This window comes from Microbacterium sp. Leaf161 (assembly GCF_001423645.1).
Taxonomy (GTDB): domain Bacteria; phylum Actinomycetota; class Actinomycetes; order Actinomycetales; family Microbacteriaceae; genus Microbacterium; species Microbacterium forte.
In genome coordinates this window covers 1,243,559-1,266,778 of the sequence record NZ_LMOW01000001.1, presented here as the reverse complement: position 1 = coordinate 1,266,778, position 23,220 = coordinate 1,243,559, and the positions used below count along the sequence as shown (strand labels likewise).

General features: G+C 65.7%; 19 protein-coding genes and 1 pseudogene. 15 read left to right on the top strand and 5 right to left on the bottom strand.

The annotated features are described in order from the left end of the window. Positions 1–157 precede the first annotated feature (157 nt). Positions 158–1,486: pseudogene (gene dnaA / locus ASF87_RS06230) on the bottom strand (chromosomal replication initiator protein DnaA); the annotation flags it as partial. A 378-nt stretch (positions 1,487–1,864) separates the two neighbouring features. On the opposite strand from dnaA, the gene rpmH reads away from it, so the two are divergent. The 12 genes from rpmH (at position 1,865) to ASF87_RS06170 (ending at position 13,099) form a co-directional block, all read left to right on the top strand. Next, complete coding sequence (rpmH, locus tag ASF87_RS06225) at positions 1,865–2,002, top strand: 50S ribosomal protein L34 (RefSeq protein WP_042541555.1); 138 nt, start codon at positions 1,865–1,867, stop codon at positions 2,000–2,002. A 6-nt stretch (positions 2,003–2,008) separates the two neighbouring features. Further along, positions 2,009–2,353, top strand: a complete 345-nt coding sequence (gene rnpA / locus ASF87_RS06220; protein WP_079113846.1) for a ribonuclease P protein component — start codon at positions 2,009–2,011, stop codon at positions 2,351–2,353. Next, complete coding sequence (gene yidD / locus ASF87_RS06215) at positions 2,350–2,700, top strand: membrane protein insertion efficiency factor YidD (protein WP_042541553.1); 351 nt, start codon at positions 2,350–2,352, stop codon at positions 2,698–2,700. Before rnpA ends, yidD begins: the two co-directional genes overlap by 4 nt. Positions 2,701–2,703: 3 nt before the next feature. After that, the gene (gene yidC / locus ASF87_RS06210; protein ID WP_056374984.1) at positions 2,704–3,774 is read left to right on the top strand and encodes a membrane protein insertase YidC; all 1,071 of its coding nucleotides are present in this window, start codon (positions 2,704–2,706) and stop codon (positions 3,772–3,774) included. Beyond that, positions 3,771–4,262 (top strand): Jag family protein, encoded by a 492-nt coding sequence (locus tag ASF87_RS06205; protein ID WP_056374982.1) that lies wholly within the window; start codon positions 3,771–3,773, stop codon positions 4,260–4,262. Before yidC ends, ASF87_RS06205 begins: the two co-directional genes overlap by 4 nt. 33 nt (positions 4,263–4,295) lie before the next feature. Next, positions 4,296–4,925 carry a 16S rRNA (guanine(527)-N(7))-methyltransferase RsmG gene (gene rsmG, locus ASF87_RS06200; protein WP_056374980.1) on the top strand — a complete coding sequence of 210 codons (630 nt, stop codon included), beginning with the start codon at positions 4,296–4,298 and terminating at the stop codon, positions 4,923–4,925. Between the two features lie 2,673 nt (positions 4,926–7,598). Continuing rightward, entirely contained in the window at positions 7,599–8,039 is a 441-nt protein-coding gene (locus ASF87_RS06195; RefSeq protein ID WP_056376367.1) for an AAA family ATPase, read from the top strand. A gap of 819 nt (positions 8,040–8,858) precedes the next feature. Next, positions 8,859–9,734, top strand: coding sequence for a ParA family protein (locus ASF87_RS06190; RefSeq protein ID WP_157550015.1), 876 nt, complete (start codon positions 8,859–8,861; stop codon positions 9,732–9,734). Beyond that, positions 9,734–10,702: a ParB/RepB/Spo0J family partition protein gene (locus tag ASF87_RS06185; protein ID WP_079113844.1), complete on the top strand. Its 969-nt coding sequence runs from the start codon at positions 9,734–9,736 to the stop codon at positions 10,700–10,702. Before ASF87_RS06190 ends, ASF87_RS06185 begins: the two co-directional genes overlap by 1 nt. Before the next feature lie 62 nt (positions 10,703–10,764). Next, entirely contained in the window at positions 10,765–12,213 is a 1,449-nt protein-coding gene (locus ASF87_RS06180) for a sugar porter family MFS transporter (RefSeq protein WP_056374976.1), read from the top strand. A 9-nt stretch (positions 12,214–12,222) separates the two neighbouring features. After that, on the top strand, positions 12,223–12,558 hold the full coding sequence (locus ASF87_RS06175; RefSeq protein WP_042541545.1) for a hypothetical protein: 336 nt from the start codon (positions 12,223–12,225) through the stop codon (positions 12,556–12,558). A 22-nt stretch (positions 12,559–12,580) separates the two neighbouring features. Continuing rightward, on the top strand, positions 12,581–13,099 hold the full coding sequence (locus ASF87_RS06170; protein ID WP_042541544.1) for a GrpB family protein: 519 nt from the start codon (positions 12,581–12,583) through the stop codon (positions 13,097–13,099). A gap of 57 nt (positions 13,100–13,156) precedes the next feature. Here the strand turns inward: ASF87_RS06170 and trxA are convergent, their stop codons facing one another. The 4 genes from trxA to ASF87_RS06150 all read right to left on the bottom strand — a co-directional run bounded on the left by trxA (position 13,157) and on the right by ASF87_RS06150 (position 18,430). After that, the gene (trxA, locus tag ASF87_RS06165) at positions 13,157–13,480 is read right to left on the bottom strand and encodes a thioredoxin (protein ID WP_042541543.1); all 324 of its coding nucleotides are present in this window, start codon (positions 13,478–13,480) and stop codon (positions 13,157–13,159) included. A 66-nt stretch (positions 13,481–13,546) separates the two neighbouring features. Then, a complete protein-coding gene (trxB, locus tag ASF87_RS06160) occupies positions 13,547–14,521 on the bottom strand; it encodes a thioredoxin-disulfide reductase (protein ID WP_056376366.1) in 975 nt (324 codons plus the stop codon). A gap of 89 nt (positions 14,522–14,610) precedes the next feature. Continuing rightward, positions 14,611–16,224 carry a murein biosynthesis integral membrane protein MurJ gene (murJ, locus tag ASF87_RS06155; protein ID WP_056374975.1) on the bottom strand — a complete coding sequence of 538 codons (1,614 nt, stop codon included), beginning with the start codon at positions 16,222–16,224 and terminating at the stop codon, positions 14,611–14,613. Beyond that, complete coding sequence (locus ASF87_RS06150; protein WP_056374973.1) at positions 16,217–18,430, bottom strand: DUF6049 family protein; 2,214 nt, start codon at positions 18,428–18,430, stop codon at positions 16,217–16,219. The genes murJ and ASF87_RS06150 overlap by 8 nt, the downstream gene beginning before the upstream one ends. 99 nt (positions 18,431–18,529) lie before the next feature. Here ASF87_RS06150 and ASF87_RS06145 point away from each other — a divergent pair, with 99 nt between their 5' ends. The 3 genes from ASF87_RS06145 to ASF87_RS06135 all read left to right on the top strand — a co-directional run bounded on the left by ASF87_RS06145 (position 18,530) and on the right by ASF87_RS06135 (position 23,204). Then, positions 18,530–20,062 carry a DUF7059 domain-containing protein gene (locus ASF87_RS06145; RefSeq protein WP_235558883.1) on the top strand — a complete coding sequence of 511 codons (1,533 nt, stop codon included), beginning with the start codon at positions 18,530–18,532 and terminating at the stop codon, positions 20,060–20,062. A 40-nt stretch (positions 20,063–20,102) separates the two neighbouring features. After that, complete coding sequence (locus ASF87_RS06140) at positions 20,103–21,158, top strand: LLM class flavin-dependent oxidoreductase (RefSeq protein WP_056374971.1); 1,056 nt, start codon at positions 20,103–20,105, stop codon at positions 21,156–21,158. Positions 21,159–21,254: 96 nt separating this feature from the next. After that, on the top strand, positions 21,255–23,204 hold the full coding sequence (locus ASF87_RS06135) for an MSCRAMM family protein (protein WP_056374969.1): 1,950 nt from the start codon (positions 21,255–21,257) through the stop codon (positions 23,202–23,204). The last annotated feature ends 16 nt before the right edge of the window (positions 23,205–23,220 follow it).

Genomic DNA, 23,220 nt, shown 5'->3' with positions numbered 1-23,220 from the left:
ACACACATCCGTCCCGATCTCGAGGCGAGTCATCCACAAGTTATCCACATGTGCAAACTGGCATCGATCGAGCCGGCCGTATGCCTCTCACACGCACAGAAAGGGGGTCGTAGCGTCCCAACGGAAGCTACGACCCCCTTTTCGAGGTGTCGTGAGGTCAGCGCCGACCGAGCTGCGTGGTGATCTCGGTCACCTGGTTGTAGATCGAACGACGCTCCTTCATGAGCTCACTGATCTTCTTGTAGGCGTACATGACCGTGGTGTGATCCCGGTTGCCGAACAGCTGCCCGATCTTCGGCAGTGACAGGCTCGTGCGCTCCCGACACAGGTACATGGCGATCTGACGCGACGTGGCGATCTGCTGCGACCTGCTCGAGCCATAGAGGTCGTCGACGGTCAGCTTGAAGTACTGCGCGGTGGCGGTGATGATGTCGGTCGGCGAGATGATGTTGTCTTCCGTCGTGTCGATGATGTCGCGCAGCACCGTCTGAGCGAGGGAGATGTCGAGAGCCGAGCGGTTCAGGCTGGCGAAGGCCGAGACCCGGATCAACGCGCCCTCGAGTTCGCGGATGTTCGACGACACCACCGTGGCGATGTACTCGAGTACCTCGTCGGGAATATGAAGGGCTTCGCTCTGCGCCTTCTTGCGGAGGATCGCGATTCTGGTCTCGAGGTCGGGGGCCTGGACGTCGGTGATCAAGCCCCACTCGAACCGGCTGCGCATGCGGTCCTCGAAGCCGGTCAGGTGCTTCGGGGCGACGTCGCTCGTGATCACGACCTGCTTGTTGTGGTCGTGGAGCGTGTTGAAGGTGTGGAAGAAGGCTTCCTGCGTCTCGGCGCGACCCTGGAGGAACTGGATGTCATCGATCAGGAGGATGTCGACATCGCGGTAACGAGCCTGGAAGGCCGCGCCTCGGTTGTTCGCGATCGAGTTGATGAAGTCGTTCGTGAACTCCTCACTCGACACGTACCTGACCTTGACGCCGGCATAGAGCGACTGGGCGTAGTCTCCGATCGCGTGCAGCAGGTGGGTCTTGCCCAGGCCCGAGTCACCGTAGATGAAGAGCGGGTTGTATGCCTTGGCCGGCGCCTCGGCGACCGCGACTGCTGCGGCATGAGCGAACCTGTTGGACTGGCCGATGACGAAGTTGTCGAAGGTGTACTTGGGGTTGAGGCGTGATTCGTGACGCTGCTGCGTCGGCTGCTCCATCGGAGATTCGACGCGCGTCTGCTCCTGGCGGCCGTAATCCGCGACGGCGATGGGCGCCGTCGGCTGCTCGGCGAGTTCGTGGTTGACCACCACCCGGTAGGAGGTGACCTCGTCGCCGATGTGAGAGAGAGCCTCCATGATCGGAAGCCGCAGCCTCTTGTTGATCTGCGCCGCGGTGAGATCGTTGGGAACCTCGAGATAGAGCGTCGCCGCCATCACACCGGCCGGAACCGCGAGGCTGAGGAATCCCTGGAGCTGAGGGGTGACTCGGTCATCCGCTTCGAGGAGCTCCTGCACCGTGGTCCAGATCGGAACGTCGGGCTGGGCAGGTGATGACATGACGCTCCGTGCTGAGGGGCGACGGGCCGTCGGGATGACGCGGCTCGCCTGTGGATAACTTCGGATGCCACGGTAGTCACCACGGCTGTGAACGGCAACCTGCCCTGAGAAATCCGCGCGCGTGTTGCGCATACGTGCACGCGGCAGGTTGTGGATAATAGCTGTGCGGATCCTGTCTGGGTCCGTGCCGAAGCGCGCAGATTTGCTCTGTGGGCCGCCAGGACGTACCCTTAATCGGTTGACTTATGCCTGAATGGCAGATCCCTATGTCTCCGGTCAAAATGATCCCGGTGGCAGCATTCCCGGAGTGATTTCATGAGCAAGCGCACCTTCCAGCCCAACAACCGTCGTCGCGCCAAGAAGCACGGCTTCCGTCTTCGCATGCGCACGCGCGCCGGTCGTTCGATCCTCTCGGCCCGTCGCGCGAAGGGCCGCACCGAGCTCTCCGCGTAAATCGCTGTGCTCGCCCGCCCGTTTCGTGTGACCCGCGGGAGCGACTATCGCCTGGTCGTTCGACGCGGATCCCGTTGTGGCGGAGCCAAAGTCGTCACATCGATGCTGACGACGGGCGAGAGCAGAGCCGCGAGGTTCGGATTCATCATCAGCAAGCAGGTGGGCACCGCTGTGGTGCGCAACACCGTGCGTCGGCGACTCAAAGCCGTGTGTGCGGATGCGCTGTCGCGGGTCCCCGAGGGCACGGATGTCGTCATCCGTGCCCTTCCTGCATCCGCGACAGCCACCTACGCAGAGCTGAGCGCCGATGTGAATCGCTGCCTCGACCGCCTCGGGCAGGGTCGAGCATGACCGCCCTTCCGGCATCTTCGATCGGCAGCGCTCATCTGCAGACCGGGGACGTGCTTCGCAGCATCCCGCTGATTCCGAGGAATCTCGTTCTGGGGTTCCTCACCGGGTATCGCAAGGTGATCTCCCCCATGTACGGAGATGTCTGCGCCTATTACCCATCCTGTTCCGCTTACGCTGTAGGTGCGGTGCAACAGCACGGCGCGGTGAAGGGAGCGATGCTCTCGGCATGGCGCATCCTTCGTTGCAATCCCTGGAGCCACGGCGGCGTCGACGACGTCCGTCCGCACCAACACTTCCGTTATGACCTGACCGCTCGCGGTTTCGTCGTCCCTGCCCGAAAGGATTGATCGGTGGGTCTTGACCTTCTGCTCGCCAGCGCAACACCGTCACCGGAGCCTGCCTCCGGCGGCTTCGATCTGATCGGAACCATTCTCTGGCCCCTCAAGTGGGTCGTCGAGCTCGTCCTCGTCGCCTGGCACTGGCTTCTGACCGCCGTCGGTCTGCCGGCAGCATCCGGTCTGACCTGGGTGCTCTCGATCGTCGGCCTCGTGATCGTGGTGCGCGCTGCCCTGATCCCGCTCTTCGTGAAGCAGATCAAGAGCCAGCGAAAGATGATGGAAATCGCTCCTGAACTGCGAAAAGTTCAGGAGAAGTACCGGGGCAAGAAGGATCAGCTGTCTCGTGAGGCGATGAGCCGCGAGACCATGGGCCTCTATAAGAAGCACGGCACGACACCGATGTCGAGCTGTCTGCCGCTCCTCGTGCAGATGCCGATCTTCTTCTCTCTGTTCAGTGTGCTGAGCGATGTCTCGAAGCACCACAATCAGGGTGTCGGCGGCGTGGGCCTGCTGAATGCAGAGCTCACCGAGCAGTTCTACAACGCAGAGCTCTTCGGGGTCGCGTCTCTTCACGAGACGCTCGGCAACGCAGTGGACGCCGGCAACACCACCGCGATCATCATCCTGGTCACGCTCGTCGTGCTCATGATCGCGTCGCAGTTCTTCACGCAGCTGCAGATCATCTCGAAGAACCTGTCGCCCGAGGCCAAGACCGGCCAGGCGTACCAGATGCAGAAGATCATGCTCTACGTGCTGCCGCTCGGCTTCATCTTCTCGGGCATCTTCTTCCCGCTCGGCGTCGTCGTGTACTGGTTCATCTCGAACCTGTGGACCATGGGTCAGCAGTTCCTGGTCATCCGCGAGATGCCGACTCCCGGTTCTGAAGCCGCGAAGGCGCGTGAAGAGCGACTCGCCCGCAAGGGCAAGGCGATCGATTCCTCGGGCAAGGTCGTTCCCATGGCCACCTATGAAGCAGAGCAGCAGCGGCTGCTCGAAGAGGCGGAGCGCGCCAAGGCGCAGACTCCGAAGCGCCAGCAGCCCGTGGGCAAGAAGCGTGCCAAGAAGAAGGGGAGCGGTTCATGACCGACAACATGACCGAGACCGTGGAGCCCACGGTCGCCGAGCTCGAGAACGAGGGCGACGTCGCCGCTGACTACCTCGAAGAGCTGCTCGACATCGCTGACATCGACGGTGACCTCAACCTGGATGTCCGCCAGGGCCGCGCCTACGTGTCGGTCGAGGCTGAGGGAGATGGACTGGCTCTGCTGTCGGCACCCGACACGGTGCAGGCTCTTCAGGAACTGACCCGCCTGGCTGTTCAGAACAAGACCGGTTCGTTCTCGCGACTGATCCTCGATGTCGGCGGGTCTCGCGACGCACGCCGTCGCCAGCTCGAGACGCTGGTGAATGCGGCGGCCGCGAAGCTCGATGATGGAGCGACTCAGGCATCGTTGCCCGCGATGTCCAGCTATGAGCGCAAGCTTGTGCACGATATTGCCGCTGATCAGGGACTTGTTTCCGAGTCGTACGGCGAGGGTGCCGACCGCCACACGGTTCTGCGGCGTCGTTGACGTCTCACGTGGACATCTGATCGGGATGCTGTCGTGAGTGATGTCGATGTCGAGGTCGAGCCCTCCGTCGCGCCCGAGCTCTTTGGAGACCGGATCGAGCTGGCACGCCGGTTCGCAGCAGCCCTGACTGAGCATGGGGAAGAGAGGGGTCTGATCGGCCCCCTCGAGCTTCCGCGTCTGTGGACCAGGCACATTCTGAACAGCGTCATCGCTGCTCCTCTGTTTCACGGATCGGTTGCGGATATCGGCTCCGGTGCGGGACTGCCTGGAATCGTGCTCGCGATCGCCCGCCCTGACGTGGAGTGGACGCTCATAGAACCGATGGAGCGTCGCACCACGTGGCTGAAAGAGCAGGTGGCGGGGTTGAGCCTGGACAACGTCGAGGTCGTGCGCGCGCGTGCTGAGGACGTGCCTCGTCCGGCGGGGTTCGATGTCGTCACCGCGCGCGCGGTCAGCGCGCTCAAGACGCTCATCCCGCTCACCGCTCCTCTCGTTCGTGATGGGGGAGAGCTCCTGCTGCTCAAGGGGATGAACGCCGACAACGAGATCGAAGCGGCGCAGAAGCAGATCAAGAAGTTCCGCCTCTCAGACGTCCGTGTCGAAGTGCTCGGAGAGGGAGTCCTCGCTGAGAGCACCCGCGTCGTTCGGGCTCGGGTTCGGTAGACAAAGCCGCGCGCTGCAGCTCCCACTGGATCGTGGCCGCACCGCGCCGGGAATCGTCGGAGTGCAGGGTCCGCCTTTTCGGACGTGGCACCCACTCCAGTGCTGAGTGGCGTGGCAGGGGTAGACAATCCGAGACTGCTCGAGGGGGCGTTTGCTCCCCACGTCCCCGTCGGCGCGCGATAGGTCAACGGCGAAACTCCTGCGTGGTTCTGACGTTCTCAGTGACGTCTTCTCTTGTGGCGCCCCTGCCGCGGCATCGCGGACGAACTCTCGCGGCAACTGAGGTCACGCTCCTGATTCCAGGGCGCACAGTGCCCGCGCGTCACCGGCCGGCGCTCATACATCGTGACGTCAGCGTCCGCGGGAGGTGGATGCCGAGGAGGTGCAGGAGCCCTCGGAGATCCTGCGCGCCGTGAGTGACGCTGGTCTGGGGCGATGGGGAGTGGACGAGGGACTTCAGCTGGTGTGGCGAGTGTTTTCGATGTTTCACGTGAAACACAGAGTCGAGTCGTTGCTTTTCGAGCGGGAGCAGGAGCGCGCGCGGGCGCGGGCGCGGGCTGCGCCGGCGAATCCGCTCGTTCAACCGGATCTTCGCCGTGGGACAGTGAAGGTGAGTCATAGTGGCAGCGTGGTTCGGTCACGCGTCGGTGGGAACAAGGAGTGTTTCACGTGAAACACTCCTTGTTTATGCCGCTGTTGTTTGCTCTTAGGCGTCGCGGGGTACTTCGCGAACTTCACTCGCCGGCCTGCGCGAGCCGAGTCGCAATGGACACAGGTGTTGAACCGGTGTCGCGGTCGCATGCGACTTCTGGTGGTGAGTATGGGAGGAGACCGAGGTCACTGCCGGGTCGGCCCGTTCGAGGGTTTGGTGTATCGGCATGGTGTTTCACGTGAAACGCTTCTGACGAGGGAGCAGTGGTCCGCTCATAGGGCTCGACACCCGCCGTGAGCGTCACTATCCGCTCCGGCAGTCCGGGGGGGGGTAGGTAGTTCGGCATCATGTTTCACGTGAAACACTTCTGGTGAAGGAGCTGTGGTTTGCTCATAGGGTTCGACGCCCGCCGCGAGCGTCACGCCCCCTGTCCGGCCTGAGCCGGGTCAGCGAAGTCGCCCGGCATTGAGCCTGCTCGCCGAGATCTCATGGAAGGTGGGCGGGCATGCGTCATGTGCGCGTCCCTGGAGTAGATCCTTCTCAGTGGGAGGTGCCTATCCAGCCCGGTTGACACTGGTGACAATGCTCTGTCGACCAGACCGCGCCGGAGGGGACCGGACCGATCCGAGTAGCCAGGGCGCGCGGGGCGCTATCCCGTTGTGTCTTGAGCTGCGCTTTCAATAGGGGTCCCTTGAGCATGTTTCACGTGAAACGCACCTCTCTGCCCCTCGGGGGAGAGCCCCTCGTCCGGAGTGACTCGTTCGTCCAGCGTCAGTGGACTCGGCGAAGTACCTGAACGCAGTGCCGCGATTCGAGATCTGGTCGTGCCGCGGACACGCCTTCGCGACCTTCCAATCAGCCCGGCTGCCTACGTGCATAGTGGCTGTTCGTAGCCGCGATAACGGTGCTCGTGGCGTGAGGAGTCGAACCACGACAGGTGGCGGTGAGGTGTGACCACATCTAACACGCACCATCTGGGCATGGGACGGGTGTTTCACGTGAAACGTCATTGTGAGAAGCGTCGTCTACCCCAGAAGGCTCGAGTGCGCCCGCACCAGTCGGCGCGTACAGCCATGAGATGGCGATAACAGTGGCAGCCGAGAGGGTTCGTACCTCTTAGCGATGCCGCGGTGCGTTGCGGCATCGTCTCCTCACCAGAGGAACATGGAGGAGTCCTTTGGAGCGTGCTTCCACACACCCAGCGGAACCGCAGGGTCGTGTTGGGAGTGTCACACGTCCGTTGTGTCCTATGGCGAACGAGCCGTAGGCGCGAGATTGGGGTCTGGACCCGATTGGGGGGGGAGGGGCTGCACAGAGGATGATCATCAAGGTCGTTTCACGTGAAACATCGCGCTCACGTGAAGCAGCTGTCTCACGTGGAACACCGTGGTCGCGTGACTCTCATATACGTGACTCGAGCGGTCCGATCAGATTCTGAGTGCGACTGGGACTATGGGCCGCGGGAGTTCGAGCCCCACAGGAGGCCACCTCTTGGGGTTACGTGAAGTGCAGGCGACCCGTTTTAATCGCGGGATGTGCGATCCCACGACGGTGGGTGGTCGGGCGTTCCGGCCTTGGTGGCTGACCCAAGCGCGGGGAAGTGGGGATACGCGCTGGGTAGGAGGCCGTTCCTACTCCGAAGACTCACTTCACGCGTTTGGGGCCAACACACGCTGTGGCAACAGAGGGTAGGTGAGCGATTTGCGAGGCTCTTCAGGACGGCCGAACTAGGGAGAGTTCTCGCGCGTAGACCGTGAGCGGCGCGGCCACATTGAGGAATGGGGTCTCTGGCCGAGCTACCCCGACCGGAGACCGAGTCAGTGCGGCAGTACCCGAGAGAGCCGGAGTCACCCGGCGCCTCGATTGTGGAGGAGCTGACGGAACGCAGGGCCATAGGGGTCGCAGTGAATCGCGCGTTCCGTAGAGGGGTAAGCGAGCGCCGATGTGCCATCAGTGATACAGGCGAGTGACGCTGACGCGGAGAGCCAATGTTCCACGTGAAACATCGGTATCGTGAGCACATGGTTCGCTTGCTCATCACCGGTATGTCGGGTGTCGGCAAGTCGAGCGTACTCCGCGAGTTGGGGGATCGGGGCTACCCCGTCGTCGATACGGACTACGGCCACTGGACCACCGAGGCGGGGCTGTGGGACGACGTTCTGATGGGTGCTCTGTTGGGGGAGAGTACCGAAGTGGTCGTGTCCGGCACCGTCGAAAATCAAGGCGAGTTCTACGACCGCTTCGATCACGTGGTTCTGTTGTCGGCGCCCATCGCGGTACTTCTCGACAGGGTCCGGCGACGCACCACGAACCCCTACGGCTCGACCGCAGCTGAGCAGGAAGAGATCACGTCAAATCAGGCGTCGGTTGAACCTCGGCTCCGTGCGACGGCGACGGTGGAGATCGACGCTACGCAACCCCTCGAATGTGTGGTCGATCGGGTTGAAGAGCTCTTGCGCTGACCTGACCGTTCCACGTGAAACACACCGACTTCGTTCGCTTGCGCGGATGCGCGCGCGAGAACGACTGCAGAGGCTGACAAAGCTACGCGGCAATGACAGGGAGGACCCAGCCGTGGTCCCCTAGCTGTGCGCAGGCTGCCGGCAGCGCAGCGGATGTGCAGTTCAGAAGGTGATTCGGCTGGGCTCCACCGGCATGAGCGCGCATCACAACGATGGTGAGGATGGGGCCAGCCCGCACATCACGTGCTGCACGGGATGAGGCGTTCCTGCTGTGCGACCACTTCGCGTGTGAGGCCCACGACGCAGAGGGCGAGGGCAGATCGCAGTCGGCGATGCTCCAGCGGATGACGACGCAGCCGTGGTGCCCCGCCGGCGTGTGTGCAGCCCAGGGCGGGAGACGAGACGCCGCACCAAGGCATCACAGACAGAGCGCGATCCATCTGCAGTGCCACCACCGTGCACACCGTGCGAGGGAGTCGATGACGACGAAGGCGCGGGGACCGCAATCGCGCACACCCCGGGAGTCAATGTGCGGGACCAGGCCGTGCCCAGATCCCGCGCACGACGCGGCACCTCTGACCGCGACCCATGCTCGCCCCAGAACCTCGGCGCGCAGCGGGGCGTGTGCGCCGCGAGACTCGCTGCCCCCGGGGGAGTTCACCCACAGAGACTCTCAGAAATCGCCACCGATCCCGCTGCCAGCGCCAGCTCCGACGCGGCAACGTCCCCCGCAGCGATTAGAGTGGAGGACGGCCCCGAAAGGAGTGGATGTTTCACGTGAAACAGCCCGAAAAGGCATCACCGAAGAACTCTTTCGGGATGGATACGCCGCTCGCGCGGGAACTCGCCGACCTCTCCGCTCGACGCCGTGCGCTCGAGACGGTGAACATCGACTTCACCGGAGACACCCGCATCCTCACGGTCTCGAACCAGAAGGGTGGTGTCGGCAAGACCACGAGCGCCGTCAACGTCGCTTCGGCACTGGCGGGTCTCGGCGCCAAGGTGCTGGTGATCGACCTCGACCCACAGGGCAATGCATCGACCGCTCTCGGTGTGCCGCACAACGCTGATACCCCGAGTGTGTACGACGTTCTGATCGACGACGTCCCGCTCGCCGACATCGTGCAGCAGAGCCCGGAAGACAAGAACCTCTTCTGCGCTCCGAGCACCATCCACCTCGCCGGGGCTGAGATCGAGCTCGTGGCTCAGGTCGCCCGTGAGCATCGCCTGCGACGAGCGCTCGACGCCTATCTCGTCGACAGCCCGATGGATTTCGTCATCATCGACTGCCCTCCTTCTCTGGGTCTGCTCACGATCAACGCATTCACGGCGGCGAGTGAGGTCTTCATCCCGATCCAGTGCGAGTACTACGCACTCGAGGGGCTGAGCCAGCTTCTCGGCAGCATCCAGATGATCCAGAAGCACCTGAATCCTGGGCTTCATCTCTCCACGATCCTGCTGACGATGTTCGACGGCCGCACGCGGCTGGCGCAGCAGGTCGCTGACGAGGTCCGCACACACTTTCCCGATCAGGTGCTCGACACCGTCATCCCGCGCTCGGTGCGGGTGTCGGAGGCACCGAGTTTCGGTCAGACCGTGATCGCCTACGATGGGCAATCCGCCGGCGCCGTCGCGTATCGCGAGGCCGCTGTCGAGATCGCGTCGCGGACGGCGACGCAGAGCAAGGAGAAATGATGGCGAAGCGCACTGGACTGGGTCGGGGCATCGGTGCTCTCATTCCCACAGCAGATCAGTCCGAGCGTCCCGTGGATGTGTTCTTCCCCGGTGCCAACCTGCGTCCGGCGACGGATCAGACCAGCGACCAGCCTGCCGCTGAAGCCGACCTCGAGGTCGTGCCCGGCATCCACCTGATTCAGGTCGACCCGCAGAAGATCGTGCCGAACCCGCGCCAGCCGCGTACGCACTTCAATGCGGAGGATCTCGCGGAGCTTGTGCACAGCGTGCGCGAGTTCGGCGTGCTGCAGCCGGTCGTGGTGCGCAAGAACAGTGACGGCGAGTACGAGCTGATCATGGGGGAGCGGCGCACCCGCGCTGCCCGTGAAGCCGGCCTGGAGAAGATCCCCGCCATCGTCCGCGAGACAGCCGACGAAGATCTCCTGCGCGACGCACTGCTCGAGAACCTGCACCGCTCCGAGCTGAACCCCCTCGAAGAGGCCTCGGCCTACCAGCAGCTGCTCGAGGACTTCGGCATCACCCAGGAGGAGCTGGCTACTCGGATCGGCCGATCGCGCCCGCAGATCAGCAACACCATCCGCCTGCTCAAGCTGCCCATGCCCGTGCAGCAGCGCGTGGCCGCAGGTGTGCTGACCGCTGGACACGCTCGCGCGATCCTCAGCCTGGAGACGCCGGAGGCGATGCAGCGTCTTGCTGACAAGGTCGTGAACGAAGACCTGTCGGTACGAGCCACCGAGGTCGCCGCGAAGACCGAGCCGGCGAGTCCTGGTCGCACCGCGAAGCCGACCCCCGGCGCCCGCCGAGCCTATCTCGATGAGGTCGCCGGCACCCTCGGGGATCGCCTCAACACCCGGGTCAAGGTCTCGCTGGGTGCACGAAAAGGCCAGGTCATCATCGATTTCGCTTCGATCCAGGACCTGAACCGGATCCTCAGCGAACTCGGCGAATCGGGGTATGGCCCGGCGTGATGCCGCGCCGCAGCCACTGACCGGTCGTAGACTCTCGACATCGCGATGACGAGAGGGATGCCATGTCCAAAGCGCTGAATCCGGAAGGCGTCAGGCGACGCGTCATCGCGGTGAGTATCGCCGCAGCTCTCGGAGGGTTCCTCTTCGGTTTCGACACTGCCGTGATCAACGGCGCCGTCGATGCCCTGGCCGGCGATGTCTCGGGCTTCGACCTCGGGGTCGGGCTCAAGGGCTTCGCCGTCTCGTCGGCTCTGATCGGCTGCGCGGTGGGAGCATGGTTCGCAGGCCCCATCGCGAACAAACGGGGGCGCATCCCCGTGATGGTCGTCGCCGCAGCGATGTTCTTCATCTCGGCGATCGGATCAGGACTCGCCTTCAGCGTCGTCGACCTGATCATCTGGCGGGTCATCGGCGGACTCGGCGTCGGTGCGGCATCCGTCATCGCCCCTGCATACATCGCTGAGGTCTCACCTGCCGCGATTCGAGGACGACTGGGGTCTTTGCAGCAGCTCGCCATCGTCACGGGTATCTTCGCTGCGCTGCTGTCCGACGCCCTGCTCGCGAACATCGCAGGGGCAGCGGACCAGCCCCTGTGGGGGCTCACGGCATGGCGCTGGATGTTCATGGTCGCGGCGATCCCCGCGCTGGTCTACGGGCTGGTGTCTCTGCGGCTTCCGGAGTCACCGAGGTATCTCGTGCGCAAGGGCGATATGACACGTGCCGCAGAGGTGCTGGAGACCGTCACAGGCGCCATCGACGTCGACGCGAAGATCAAAGAGATCACCAGCACGATCGACACGGAGCGCAAGGAGTCGCTGCGCGACCTCCGCGGCAGCCGTCTCGGGCTCAAGCCGATCGTCTGGGTCGGCATCCTGCTGTCGGTGTTCCAGCAGTTCGTCGGCATCAACGTCATCTTCTACTACTCGACGACGCTGTGGCAGTCGGTCGGATTCGACGAGTCGAGCGCTCTGCTGACCTCGGTCATCACGTCGGTGACGAACATCGTGGTGACGATCATCGCGATCCTGCTCGTCGACAAGGTGGGGCGCCGCATCATGCTCCTGGTCGGTTCGGTGGGCATGACAGTGACCCTCGGGCTCATGGCCCTGGCCTTCTCGTTCGGCACTCTCGACGCCGAAGGCGCGGCGACGCTTCCCGATCCATGGGCGACAGTGGCCCTGATCTGCGCCAACGGCTTCGTGGTGTTCTTCGGAGCCACCTGGGGTCCGCTCGTGTGGGTTCTTCTGGGCGAGATCTTCCCGAACTCGATCCGTGCCGGTGCCCTTGCCGTCGCTGCGGCCGCGCAGTGGGCGGCCAACTTCTTCATCTCGACGACGTTCCCGATCTTCGCCGACATCGGCCTCACGTTCGCGTACGGCTTCTACGCGTTCTTCGCTCTGCTGTCGTTCTTCTTCGTGTACTTCAAGGTGCCGGAGACCAAGGGCAAAGAGCTCGAGGAGATGACCGACGAGCTGACGGTGGAGCGCCGGGGCACGCGCAAGGCGACGTAGGCTGGAAGCATGACAGAGTCCGTTCCGCGCCGCGCCAGCCTCGAAGTGCTGAGAGCAGAAGCGTCGGACGAACTCGCCGTGCTGATCCAGGAGAGGCTTCTGAGCGGAGAAGACCCCTGGGAGTTCATGGAGGAGCTGCCGAGCGTCGACGAGCTCGTCGTCTACCTGCTGCGCGCCGACAACATCACGGCGAACGACGGCGTGCGCCCGAACGCCGCCCGGCACTACCGTGTGCTTCGCCAGATCGCGCTGGAGTACCCGGAGCTCACTCCGGCGGTCTGGGGCCTTCTCGACGAGAAGCAGCGCCACCGCCGCTGGGATCCCTCGGTCGCCGACGCCTCCTGAGGGCCGCGGAATCGTGCCTCGGATGCTTGTCGGCTACGACCCCACCTGGCCGGAGCAGTTCGAGAGGATCGCACGGCAGATCCGCGCTCTCGGGGATGCCGACTGGACGATCGAGCACATCGGTTCGACGGCGATCCCGGGGATGCGGGCGAAGCCCATCATCGATGTGGCCGTCAGGATCAGGGACCTCGACGACTTCGAGATCCACAGCCAGGCTCTGCATGCCGGTGGCTGGCGGCGGGGCAGCGCCGTGCGCTCGCATCCGGTGATGATCCTCGAAGCCGACGGCATCCGCAGTGCGATCGCGCACTTCTTCGTCGAGGGGGAGTGGGATGCCGTGCATCAGCGGCTGCTCAGGGACTGGCTGCGGTCGCATCCCGACGATGCCGACCGTTACTCCCACGCCAAGTGCGACGCGGTGGCCGCCGCCGCACGCGGTGCGTCGACTTACAACGCCGCGAAGACTCCAGTGATCCAGGAGATCGTCGACCGAGCGCGCGCAGCCCGAGGACTGCCCTCGGTGCCGGTCTACGACAAGTAGGTGGCACAAGAAAGGGCCGCCACTCCCGGAGGAGTGACGGCCCGTGTCGACGCGGGATCAGCCGATGAAGGCGGCGAGATCCTGCTCGAGGGCCGGCTTCGGCTTGGCGCCGATGATGGTCGTCTTGACCTCACCGCCCTGGAACACCTTCATCGCGGGGATCGAGGTGATCTGGTACTTCATCGCCAGCTGCGGGTTCTCGTCCACGTTCAGCTTGAGGATGGTGATCTTGTCGGGGTTGTCGGCCTGGATCTGGTCCAGCACCGGCGCGACCATGCGACAGGGTCCGCACCACTCGGCCCAGAAGTCCACGAGGACGGGACCTTCGGCCTGCAGAACGTCCTGCTCCCAGGTCGCCTGGCTCGTAGCCTTTGCACTCATCAGAGTTCTCCTTGTTCGAGGTTCGCCTGCTACAACAGCAGACGAGGTGAAACTGTTCCCTGCCGCTCAGGCGGTGATGATCTCGGCGGCCTCCGCAGCCGGGAACTCGACCGAGACGTCTTCGAGATCGGCCAGGAAGTGCTCGGCGTCGAGGGCCGCGACCGTTCCCGAGCCCGCGGCCGTGATGGCCTGGCGGTAGGTGGGGTCGATGACGTCACCGGCGGCGAAGACACCGGGAACCGACGTGACCGACGAGCGGCCGTCGACCCAGATGGTGCCCTCTGCGGTCAGCTCGAGCTTGTCGTGCACGAGGTGCGTGCGCGGGTCGTTGCCGATCGCGATGAACAGACCGTCGAGGGCGAGATCGCTGAGCGTGCCGTCGACCGTGTTGCGCAGCTGCACGCCCGAGACGGAGTCGCCACCGAGGATCTCGGCGACCTCGCTGTTCCACACGAACTCGATCTTCTCGTTCGCGAACGCGCGCTCCTGCATGATCTTCGACGCACGCAGGGAGTCCTTGCGGTGGATGACGTAGACCTTCTCGGCGAAGCGGGTGAGGAACGTGGCCTCTTCCATCGCCGAGTCGCCGCCGCCGACGACAGCGATCGTCTTCTCTCGGAAGAAGAAGCCGTCGCACGTGGCGCACCACGAGACGCCGTAGCCCGAGAGACGCTCTTCGCCCTCGATGCCGAGCTTGCGGTAGGCCGAGCCGGTCGCGTAGATCAGCGCCTGGGCCTCGTGCACGGTGCCACTGCCCAGCGTGACCTTCTTGACGGGGCCGGCGAGGTCGAGCTCGGTGACGTCGTCGTAGACGACCTCGGTGCCGAACTTCTCAGCCTGCTCCTGGAACTTGGCCATGAGCTCGGGTCCCTGGATCCCCTCGGGGAAGCCGGGGTAGTTCTCGACCTCGGTGGTGTTCATCAGCTCTCCGCCGACCTCGACCGTGCTCGCGATGAGCAGCGGCTTGAGGTTCGCGCGCGCCGCGTAGATGGCGGCGGTGAATCCGGCGGGACCCGAACCGATGATGATGACCTGACGCATGTGCTCTCCGTCGTAGATGCTGAGACGCCGAAAGACGTTCGACTGCTTCAACCAATGGTAGCCGCGCGACATTCCCACGCGAGGAGCGGTCAGCGACCTGGCAGGAACCGCCGCAGCATGGAGCCCGCGACCTTGAGCTCGGGGGCACGCAGCAGGGCCAGGATGCCGATGTAGACCGCCACGACGGCGATGCCGATGATGCAGGTGCCCAGGGCACCGAAGAGCTGACTCCGGAGTGTCCAGCCGTCGTCACCGCCCATGAGGAGGAACACGCCCCAGCCGGCGGCTCCCGCCGGGATCGCCGCGAGAGCGAACCGGCCGATGGACAGCATCCACGACGCGATCTGCAGCCCGCCGATCTTGCGGTGCAGCAACCAGATCGCGAGCAGCGTCTGCGCCGTGCTCGCGATGGACTGGCCGAGGGCGACTGCTGCGGCGAGCAGGCTCGCGGGGAGAACATCGGCGGTGTAGAGGAATGACGCGAGTAGGGCCGTGCCGACGACGAGCGTGCACTGGAAGATCGTGAACCAGAAAGGCGTACGGGTGTCGTCGTAGGCGTAGAACGTCCGCTGCACGATGAACAGGATCGTCAGGGGCAGCAGTCCGATGAGGTACGCGATCAGCACCGGGGCTGCCTGGAACGTCTCGTCTATGGAACGCGTGAACACCCGGGATGCGGGAAGAGCGGCCGCTGCGACCGCGGCGATCGCGGCGATGATGAAGAACACCAGGGTGCGGATGCTGCGGCTGATGTCGGCACGCACCTCGTCGTCCCGACCGGCCGCCGCGTGCTCGCTGATCTGAGTGAAGTACGGGGTGCCGATCGAGAGCACGATCACCGAGTACGGGAGCATGAAGACGAGCCATGCGTTCGCCATCACCGTGGTCGAAGCGTCGGTGCCCGACACCGTCGTAGCGATGCTGGTCTGGAAGAACCCCGCCGCGATGCCGGCGAGAGCCATCAGCAGGGTCCACCCGGCCAGTCGTCCCACAGTGCCGAGGCCCGCGCCTCGCCAGCGGAAGTCTGGGCGGAGCGAGAGGCCGGTGCGCCGCCAGAAGACGAGCAGAACCAGCGCCTGCAGCATGATGCCCAGGGTGGCCGTGCCTCCGAGCATCGCGGTCATCTCGGGCGTCCAGGCGGCGGCTCTCGTAGGCACGTTGCCGAACAGGGCACCGAGCGCCAGGAAGCCGGCGATCGACGCGACGTTGTTGATGACGGGCGCCCACGTGAACGGGCCGAAGATGCGACGCGCATTGAGTGTCTCGCCGAGGAGCGCATAGATGCCGTAGAAGAGGATCTGTGGGAGACACCAATACGCGAGCGCGGTCGCCAGTGCGCGCAGCTCCTGCTGCTTGTCGGACGTCGCGAGGGCGACGAGTCCGGGGGCGGCGATCATCGCGATCGCCGTACAGACGAGGAGCACCACCACGCCCAGCGTGAACATCTTCGAGATGAAGGCGCCGCCGCCATCGGGCTTTGCGGTGGCCTTGACGATCTGGGGCACGATGACAGCCGTCAGCACGCCGACGGAGATCAGTTGAAAGACGCTGTTGGGGAGCTGATTCGCCACCGTGAAGGCGTCGGCAGCCTGAGAGATGGATCCGAGTACTCCGACGAGCACGATGCTTCGGAGGAGGCCCGTCACCCGAGAGACCATGGTGCCGGCCGCGATGACGGCGCTGGCGCGCCCGAGACTACTCATTCATCTCCTCGACGGCATCGGACTCGGATGTCGTCTCCTGTTCGTTCTCAGCGATGGCCTCGCGGCGCCGACGTCGGACGGTGCGGATGATGCCGAGACCGAGAAGCAGCACGATGAGGCCGCCGAAGACTCCGAGACCGATCGCCTCCCATTCGGCCCGCACCGAGACGCGGACGCTCTCCGGCTGACTGATGGGCACGCCGGTGGGGCTCGAGAGCGACAGCGTCAGGGTGACCTCGCCGCTACCGACACGGGCCGATACGGGGACCTTGACCCTCGTGGTGGTTCCGGGCTGGATCGTCCACGGCGTCACCGACTGCACGTCGAGACGCGGGTCGCTCGGCTTGACGCTGAGCTGGATGTTCACCGGCCACGGCAGATCGTTGCGCACCGAGAACGGCAGGTCGGCGTTGGCGGAGAGCAGCTGGATGGTGCTTGCCGGAGGGATGTCGACGGCGTTCAGGGTCTCTGTCGTCGCGATGTTCACGTCGGAGACGGCGTCGTCGAATCCCTTCTCCGTGAGGCCGACCGCAGTCGCCCGCATGATCTGGATGCGCTTGGGGCTCAGCAGCAGCTGACTGTCGTCGAGGATCGTGGAGAAATCGCCGAGCACGATCTCGCTCTCGAGCATCCGCTGCAGAGCCGTCGCACGAGCCTGATCGGGATCGGTCGAGAGCGTCGCCGGAGTCTCCGGGACGGCCAGCACCTCGGCGAGACCGAATCCGAGGGAGTCGACCGACGCGACGGCCTCTCTGAGCGCCTCGGCCGTGCGCGTCTCGTCGCGGTCGAGTCCGATCAGGAGCGGTGCGGTCGGGTTCGACTGGCCCGTCAGGGAGATGTGGGCGCTCGCCTCGGCGAGCCACTGCTGACGCGCGGCGGTGTCGTCTTCCCCTGCGGCCTGCGACAGGGCATCGGATGCTGCAGCCGAGGTGACCAGCACGCTGCGCCCATCCACGCCGACGTGTGCACCGACGGCGCCCTCGATGGCCGAGGACGACAGGACCGTGACCGCTCCGTCGCTCATATACGTCGAGAAGACGTCGAGGTCTGCGGCGGACACATCGCTGCGCGGCCACAGGATTCCCGGGGTCGTGCCGTCGATGGCGGTGAGTCCGGCATCATCGGGCAGCACAGGGCCATCGGTGGGCGGCGACGTCGGTTCGTCACTCGGTGTCGGCGCCGGCGTCGGCGCAGTGCCTTCTGACGGCGCAGCGCCCTCTGTCGGTACCGAGGCCGGAGTCGGCTCAGCAGTTGCGGTGGGGGTAGGGGTGGGAGTCTCGTCTGCGGGCTCGGTGAAGTTGCTCGGGTTGAGGAACGGCGCGAGCGTCGTGGGCTGCAGGAGCGTGGGAAGGCCCGCCTGCGCCTGCGTGGTGGCGTCGGCATCGGCGAACTGCAGAGCGAAGCGCTCATTGGGCAATGCGTCGAGAAGGCGCAGCCACTCGCGGGCGCTCTGCGGCGCGGAGGAGCCGAGCACCCGGATGGCGGCAGGAATCGCCGGGTCGATCGCCAGGATCGCCGAGGTTCCGCGAACTCCTTCGACGGCCGCGGTGAGTGCGCCGTCGGGGGCGGTGAGGGCACTGAGTTCGTCTGCGGTCAGGAGGGCACCGTTGTCGGGCGTGGCCGTGATCGGCACCATCACGGCGATGGGAGGGTTCGCGGCGGCGGTCACGACGAGCACCGTTGTCGACGTCACCGATCGCGCATCGTCCTGAGCATCGGTCTGTGCTCCGCTGAGGGTCGCTCGCAACGGGTAGACGCCGGGGGCGAGGTCGCCCAGCACCTCGGGCGGCAGGAAGAGGCTCGAGGTCACGGATCCCTCGGCGTCGACGGGCGCAGTCGTCTCAGAGCCGAGCAGTTCGAAGCCGCCCGTGGCGTCTGCCTCGTCGAGCCATGTCGAGACGGCGGCCTCGTCGGTGAGGGGGGTGCGGTTGAGCTCCACGGTGACGCGACCGGACGAGAGCTCGGTCCGGGAGTCGTTCTGCACGGTGATCGAGGCCGTCGTCGCGGCCCCAGGAGCGACCGTGCCGCGGACACCGGCAGAGACGAGCAGATCGATCGACGAGCCCTCGGACTCGGCATCGGTGGCGGCGAACGCGCTGCCGGCCCCCGCGCCGGCCAGGCCGAGAACGATCGCCGAGATGACGGATCCGCGTGCCAGGCGGTGCAGGCGCGTGCGGAGGCCGTTCTCGGGGGTGGTCGCGGTCATGAAGGTCTTCCTCGAACGCCGGGGATCCCAGGCTGCTCGTGAGTGCTGACCTTGTGATTCTAGGCGGCTGGCTGAATGAGAACCCTGAAGACGCGTAGAGTGACGGCCGTGTCCGACACCCTCGCCCCCACGCCAGATCCGCTCCGCAGCACCGCACTCGCCGCGGATCTCGACGCCGCGGATCTGCGTTCGGAGCCTCTTCGCCGACTGTGGGGCGAAGAGGAGGACGACGCGCTGGCCAGAGGAATGCGTGAGCCGATCCTGCGCTCGATCGCCGGTGACGGCGGTGTGCTCGCCACGCTCGGCAGGCTGCTGGTGCTCGGCATGCCGCAGCCGCTCGCCGCGGTGACCGCGGCTCTGCCGAGACTCGGCGCCGACGGCCTCGCCGCTCTCGGTCTCGCACGCATCGAGGGGAGCGACGTGGTTCCCACCTCGCTTCTGCGGCCGCAGTCGTTCGTCGACTCGGATGGGATCGGTGAATGGTGGATCGCCAGCGATCTGGATGAGGTGGCGCTCGACGGCGCGCTTCCGGCGGATCACGTTCTCGGCGTCGGCGGAGCCTCGCGCACCCTCGCCGAGATCATCATGCCGATCGAGGTCGACCGCGCTCTCGATCTGGGCACAGGCTGCGGCATCCAGGCACTTCTGGTCGCTCGCCACGCAGGCTCGGTCGTGGCCACCGACATCTCGGCGCGTGCACTCGCCTATGCCGAGTTGAACGCCCAGCTGAACGGCGTCACGAACATCGAGTTCCGCCTGGGCAGCATGTTCGACCCGGTGGAGGGGGAGGCGTTCGACCTGATCGTCTCGAACCCGCCCTTCGTGATCACCCCGCGCGCAGAGGGCGTGCCCGAATACGAGTACCGCGACGGAGGGCTCGTCGGCGACGCCCTCGTCGAGCAGTTTCTGCGTGCGGTTCCGTCGTTCCTGACTCCGGGAGGTGTGGCGCAGCTGCTCGGCAACTGGGAGTCACGCGGGGGCCAGGTGGCGTTGACCGGGCGTTCCGGTCTCGACCGCCTCTCTTCCTGGGTTCCCGGCGACCTCGACCTGTGGGTGATCCAGCGTGAAGAGCTCTCGCCGCTCGGATACGCAGAATTGTGGATCAGGGATGGGGGCACGACGCCGCGGGATGCCGCGTTCACTCCGCTCCTCACGGCCTGGCTCGACGACTTCACGGCTCGAGGAGTCACCGCGGTCGGATTCGGCTACATCCTGGTGCGCCGGCCGGTTGCCGACGGCATCCCGCTGCGCCGTCTCGAGCGCGTGACGCAACCCGTCTCGAATGTGGGCGCCGCACTGCGCGCGGGCCTCGCCGCACACGATGTGCTCGCGACCGGACTGCCCGCCACGCTGCTCGTCGCTCCCGACGTCACCGAGGCACGCCATCTGCTCCCCGGCAACGACGACCCGAGCATCATCGAACTCCGACAGGGCGGGGGATTCGCCCGCACGATCACGGTCGATCCCGCGCTCGCCGGTTTCGTCGGAGCGTGCGACGGCGACCTCACCGTCGTGCAGATCGTCTCGGCCCTCGCCGACCTGTTCGAGGTGCCGCTCGTCGAGCTGTGGGCCGACCTCGAACCCCGCATCCGGCAGCTCGTGCTCGACGGCCTGCTGGTTCCGGGGGAGTGATGACGGAATACCGCACCACATCTATGCGTTCGAATACACCATGAAGGCTTTCGGATTCCTCTCCTTCGGGCACTATGCAGACGTGCCCGGTTCGGCGACCCGCACAGCGGGAGACATGCTGAAGCAGACCATCGAGATCGCGGAGGGTGCAGACGAGATCGGCGTGAACGGCGCCTCGGTGCGCGTTCACCACTGGGCACGGCAGGCCGCCTCGCCCATGCCGCTGCTGTCGGCCATGGCCGCGCGCACGAAGCGCATCGAGGTCGGCACCGGCGTGATCGACATGCGGTACGAGAACCCCTTCCAGTTCGCCGAAGAGGCCGCCGCCCTCGACCTGATCGCCGACGGGCGCATCGCGCTCGGCGTGAGCCGGGGGTCACCCGAGACGGCTCTGCGCGGCTATGAGACCTTCGGCTTCCACGACGAGGAAGACCCCGAGCGGGGCAGCGTGATCGCTCGCGAGAAGTTCGATCTGTTCCTCCGTGCGATCGACGGAGAGGGCCTCGCCCCCGGCGACCCCCGCATGGTCGGCGCCGGGCGCTATCTCGCGATCGAGCCCCAGTCGCCGACTCTGCGCGACCACATCTGGTGGGGCTCCGGTTCTCGGGCCACGGCTGAGGAGACCGGGCGCAAGGGCCTGAACATGATGAGCTCCACGCTTCTCACCGAGGCGACGGGCGTGCCTTTCCATCAGCTGCAGCGCGAGCAGATCGACCTCTTCCGCGCCGCCTACAAAGAGGCAGGGCACACCGGTACACCGCGAGTCTCGGTCAGTCGCAGCGTCTTCCCGTTGGTCTCCGACATGGACAGGGCCTACTTCGGGCTGCGCAGCGAGGAGAACGCCGACCAGATCGGCATCATCGACGGCTTCCGCTCGACGTTCGGCAAGACGTATGCGGCCGAGCCGGACGTGCTCATCCAGCAGCTTCTGGCCGACGAGGCGGTCATGTCGGCAGACACACTGCTGCTGACGATCCCGAACCAGTTGGGGCCCGCCTACAACCTCCACGTGCTCGAGTCGTTCGCGACGCACGTCGCTCCGGCACTCGGCTGGAAGCCGAACACCGAGGGGCCTGTGCAGGGCGATCCGGTCTGAAGACAGACCGGACACTGCGGATGTGAGGGGCGGATGCGGACTGCATCCGCCCCTTTTTCCTCGACTCCCTCAGCGATATATCGATACGCTGGCCGCATGCGAGCGCCCAAGAGCGGAATCGTGGCCGGAGTCATCGTCCTCGTCGCGGCGCTCGTCGGAGCTGTGCCGGCCGCCGCGGCCACCACGACCGCCTGGGCGACCTGGCAGCCGCTGACCGGCACGGGTGGCGCCTATACGACCACCGTGCAAGTGGCCGCGCAGCCGGCACTGACCGCGACCATGACCACCGACTCCCGCGCAGGACAGGTCGGCGTCATCTCGGGTGCATCGACCTGGCTCTCGCAGGGCACCCCCGTCGGTGAGAAGTACGGCAGCAGCATCAATCAGCAGTACCTGAATCTGCGACCGAAGGCCGACAGTCCCACGAGCCCGTCGACCACCACCTACTCGTTCGCGACGCCCACACCGGCATCCGGTTGGACCTTCGTGCTGGGTGACATCGACGCCGATTCGGTGCGCATCGAGGCAATCGGCGTCGACGGTCAGACCCTCACCGCCGAGGAGATCGGATTCAACGGCGGCTTCAACTACTGCGCACCGGGCGTCACCGGCAAGCCGTCGTGCTCAGCGGTCGCCACGGACGTGCCCTCGTGGGATCCCGCGACCCAGACCCTGACAGGAAACGCGGCGGCGTCTGACACGAGCGGCTCGGCGGCCTGGTTCGAGCCTTCGGTGCCGATCACGTCGCTGACGTTCTTCTTCACCCAGCGCTCGGGGTTCCCGATCTACCAGACCTGGTTCGCCTCGATCGCACGCGACATCACGGGAACCGTCACCGACCAGGCCGAGGGCCCGCTGCCGGGAGCGGCACTCACACTCACCGACGCGAACGGCGCGGTGGTGGGAACGACCACGACGGATGCCGACGGCACGTACTCCTTCCCCGGTTTCATCGCGGCCGACGGATATACGGTGACCGTCACGGTTCCCGACGGCAAGATCGCCGTCGGGCCGACCGTGCAGGCCGTCGACCTCACGACCGAAGACGGCAGCGCGGCCTTCGAGGTGCGCGACATCGAGCCGGTCGCGGTCTCGGGTCGCATCGTCGACGACGAGGGCACCGGCGTCCCCGGCGCGATCGTCACGATCGAGGGCGTCGGCCCGGCGACGACCGACGCGGGTGGCGAGTTCCTGATCGAGAGGGTTCCTGTCGGCCCGCACACCGTCGAGGTCACACCACCGCCCGGGTTCAGCGCCATCGAGCCCACAGAGGTCCTGGTGCCGGAGAACAGTGAGGAGCCGATCGTCCTCGAAGACCTCGTCGTGGTCGAGAACGCCGATCTGAGCGGCACCGTCAGCGCCGCCGGAACGGGAGTGCCTGACGTCACGATCACCGTCGATGACGGCGTCGACACGGTCACGACGGTCACCGACGAGGACGGCGTCTACACGTTCCCGCGCCTGCCGGCGGGGGAGTACGAGATCACGATGACGACGCCGGACGGCTACGTCGCGTCCGGCCCGGTGACTCGCACCGAGAATCTCACCACGACCGACCTCACGAGCGTCGATTTCGAGCTCGCCCGCCTGGGCTCGATCTCGGGAGAGGTGCGCACCGACGACGGCACACCCGTGGCCGGAGTGATCATCACGGTGGAATCGGATGAGGTCTCGCAGGAGCTGACGACCGACGCCGACGGCGGATACGCGATCTCCGATCTGCCGCCCGATTCGTACGATTTGACGATCACCGCCCCGGAAGGGCGCACGATCATCGGCCCGGCGACGGCGACCTTCGTCGTCACGGCTGCGGGAGAGTCGTTCGTCGGCCAGAACTTCACGGTCTCGGCCGCCGTCATCACCCCGACCGACCCGCCCACGCAGAATCCGACCGACCCGGCCTCGCCGCCGGACACCGGAGGCGCTCAGCTGCCGGGAACAGGCCTCGGACCCGAGACCTTCATCTGGGCAGCAGCGGGCGCCGCGGTGCTCGTGGTCGGTGCCGTGCTGCTGCTGATCTCGCGCCGCCGTTCACGACGCGACTGAGTCCGGCGCGGCGGAG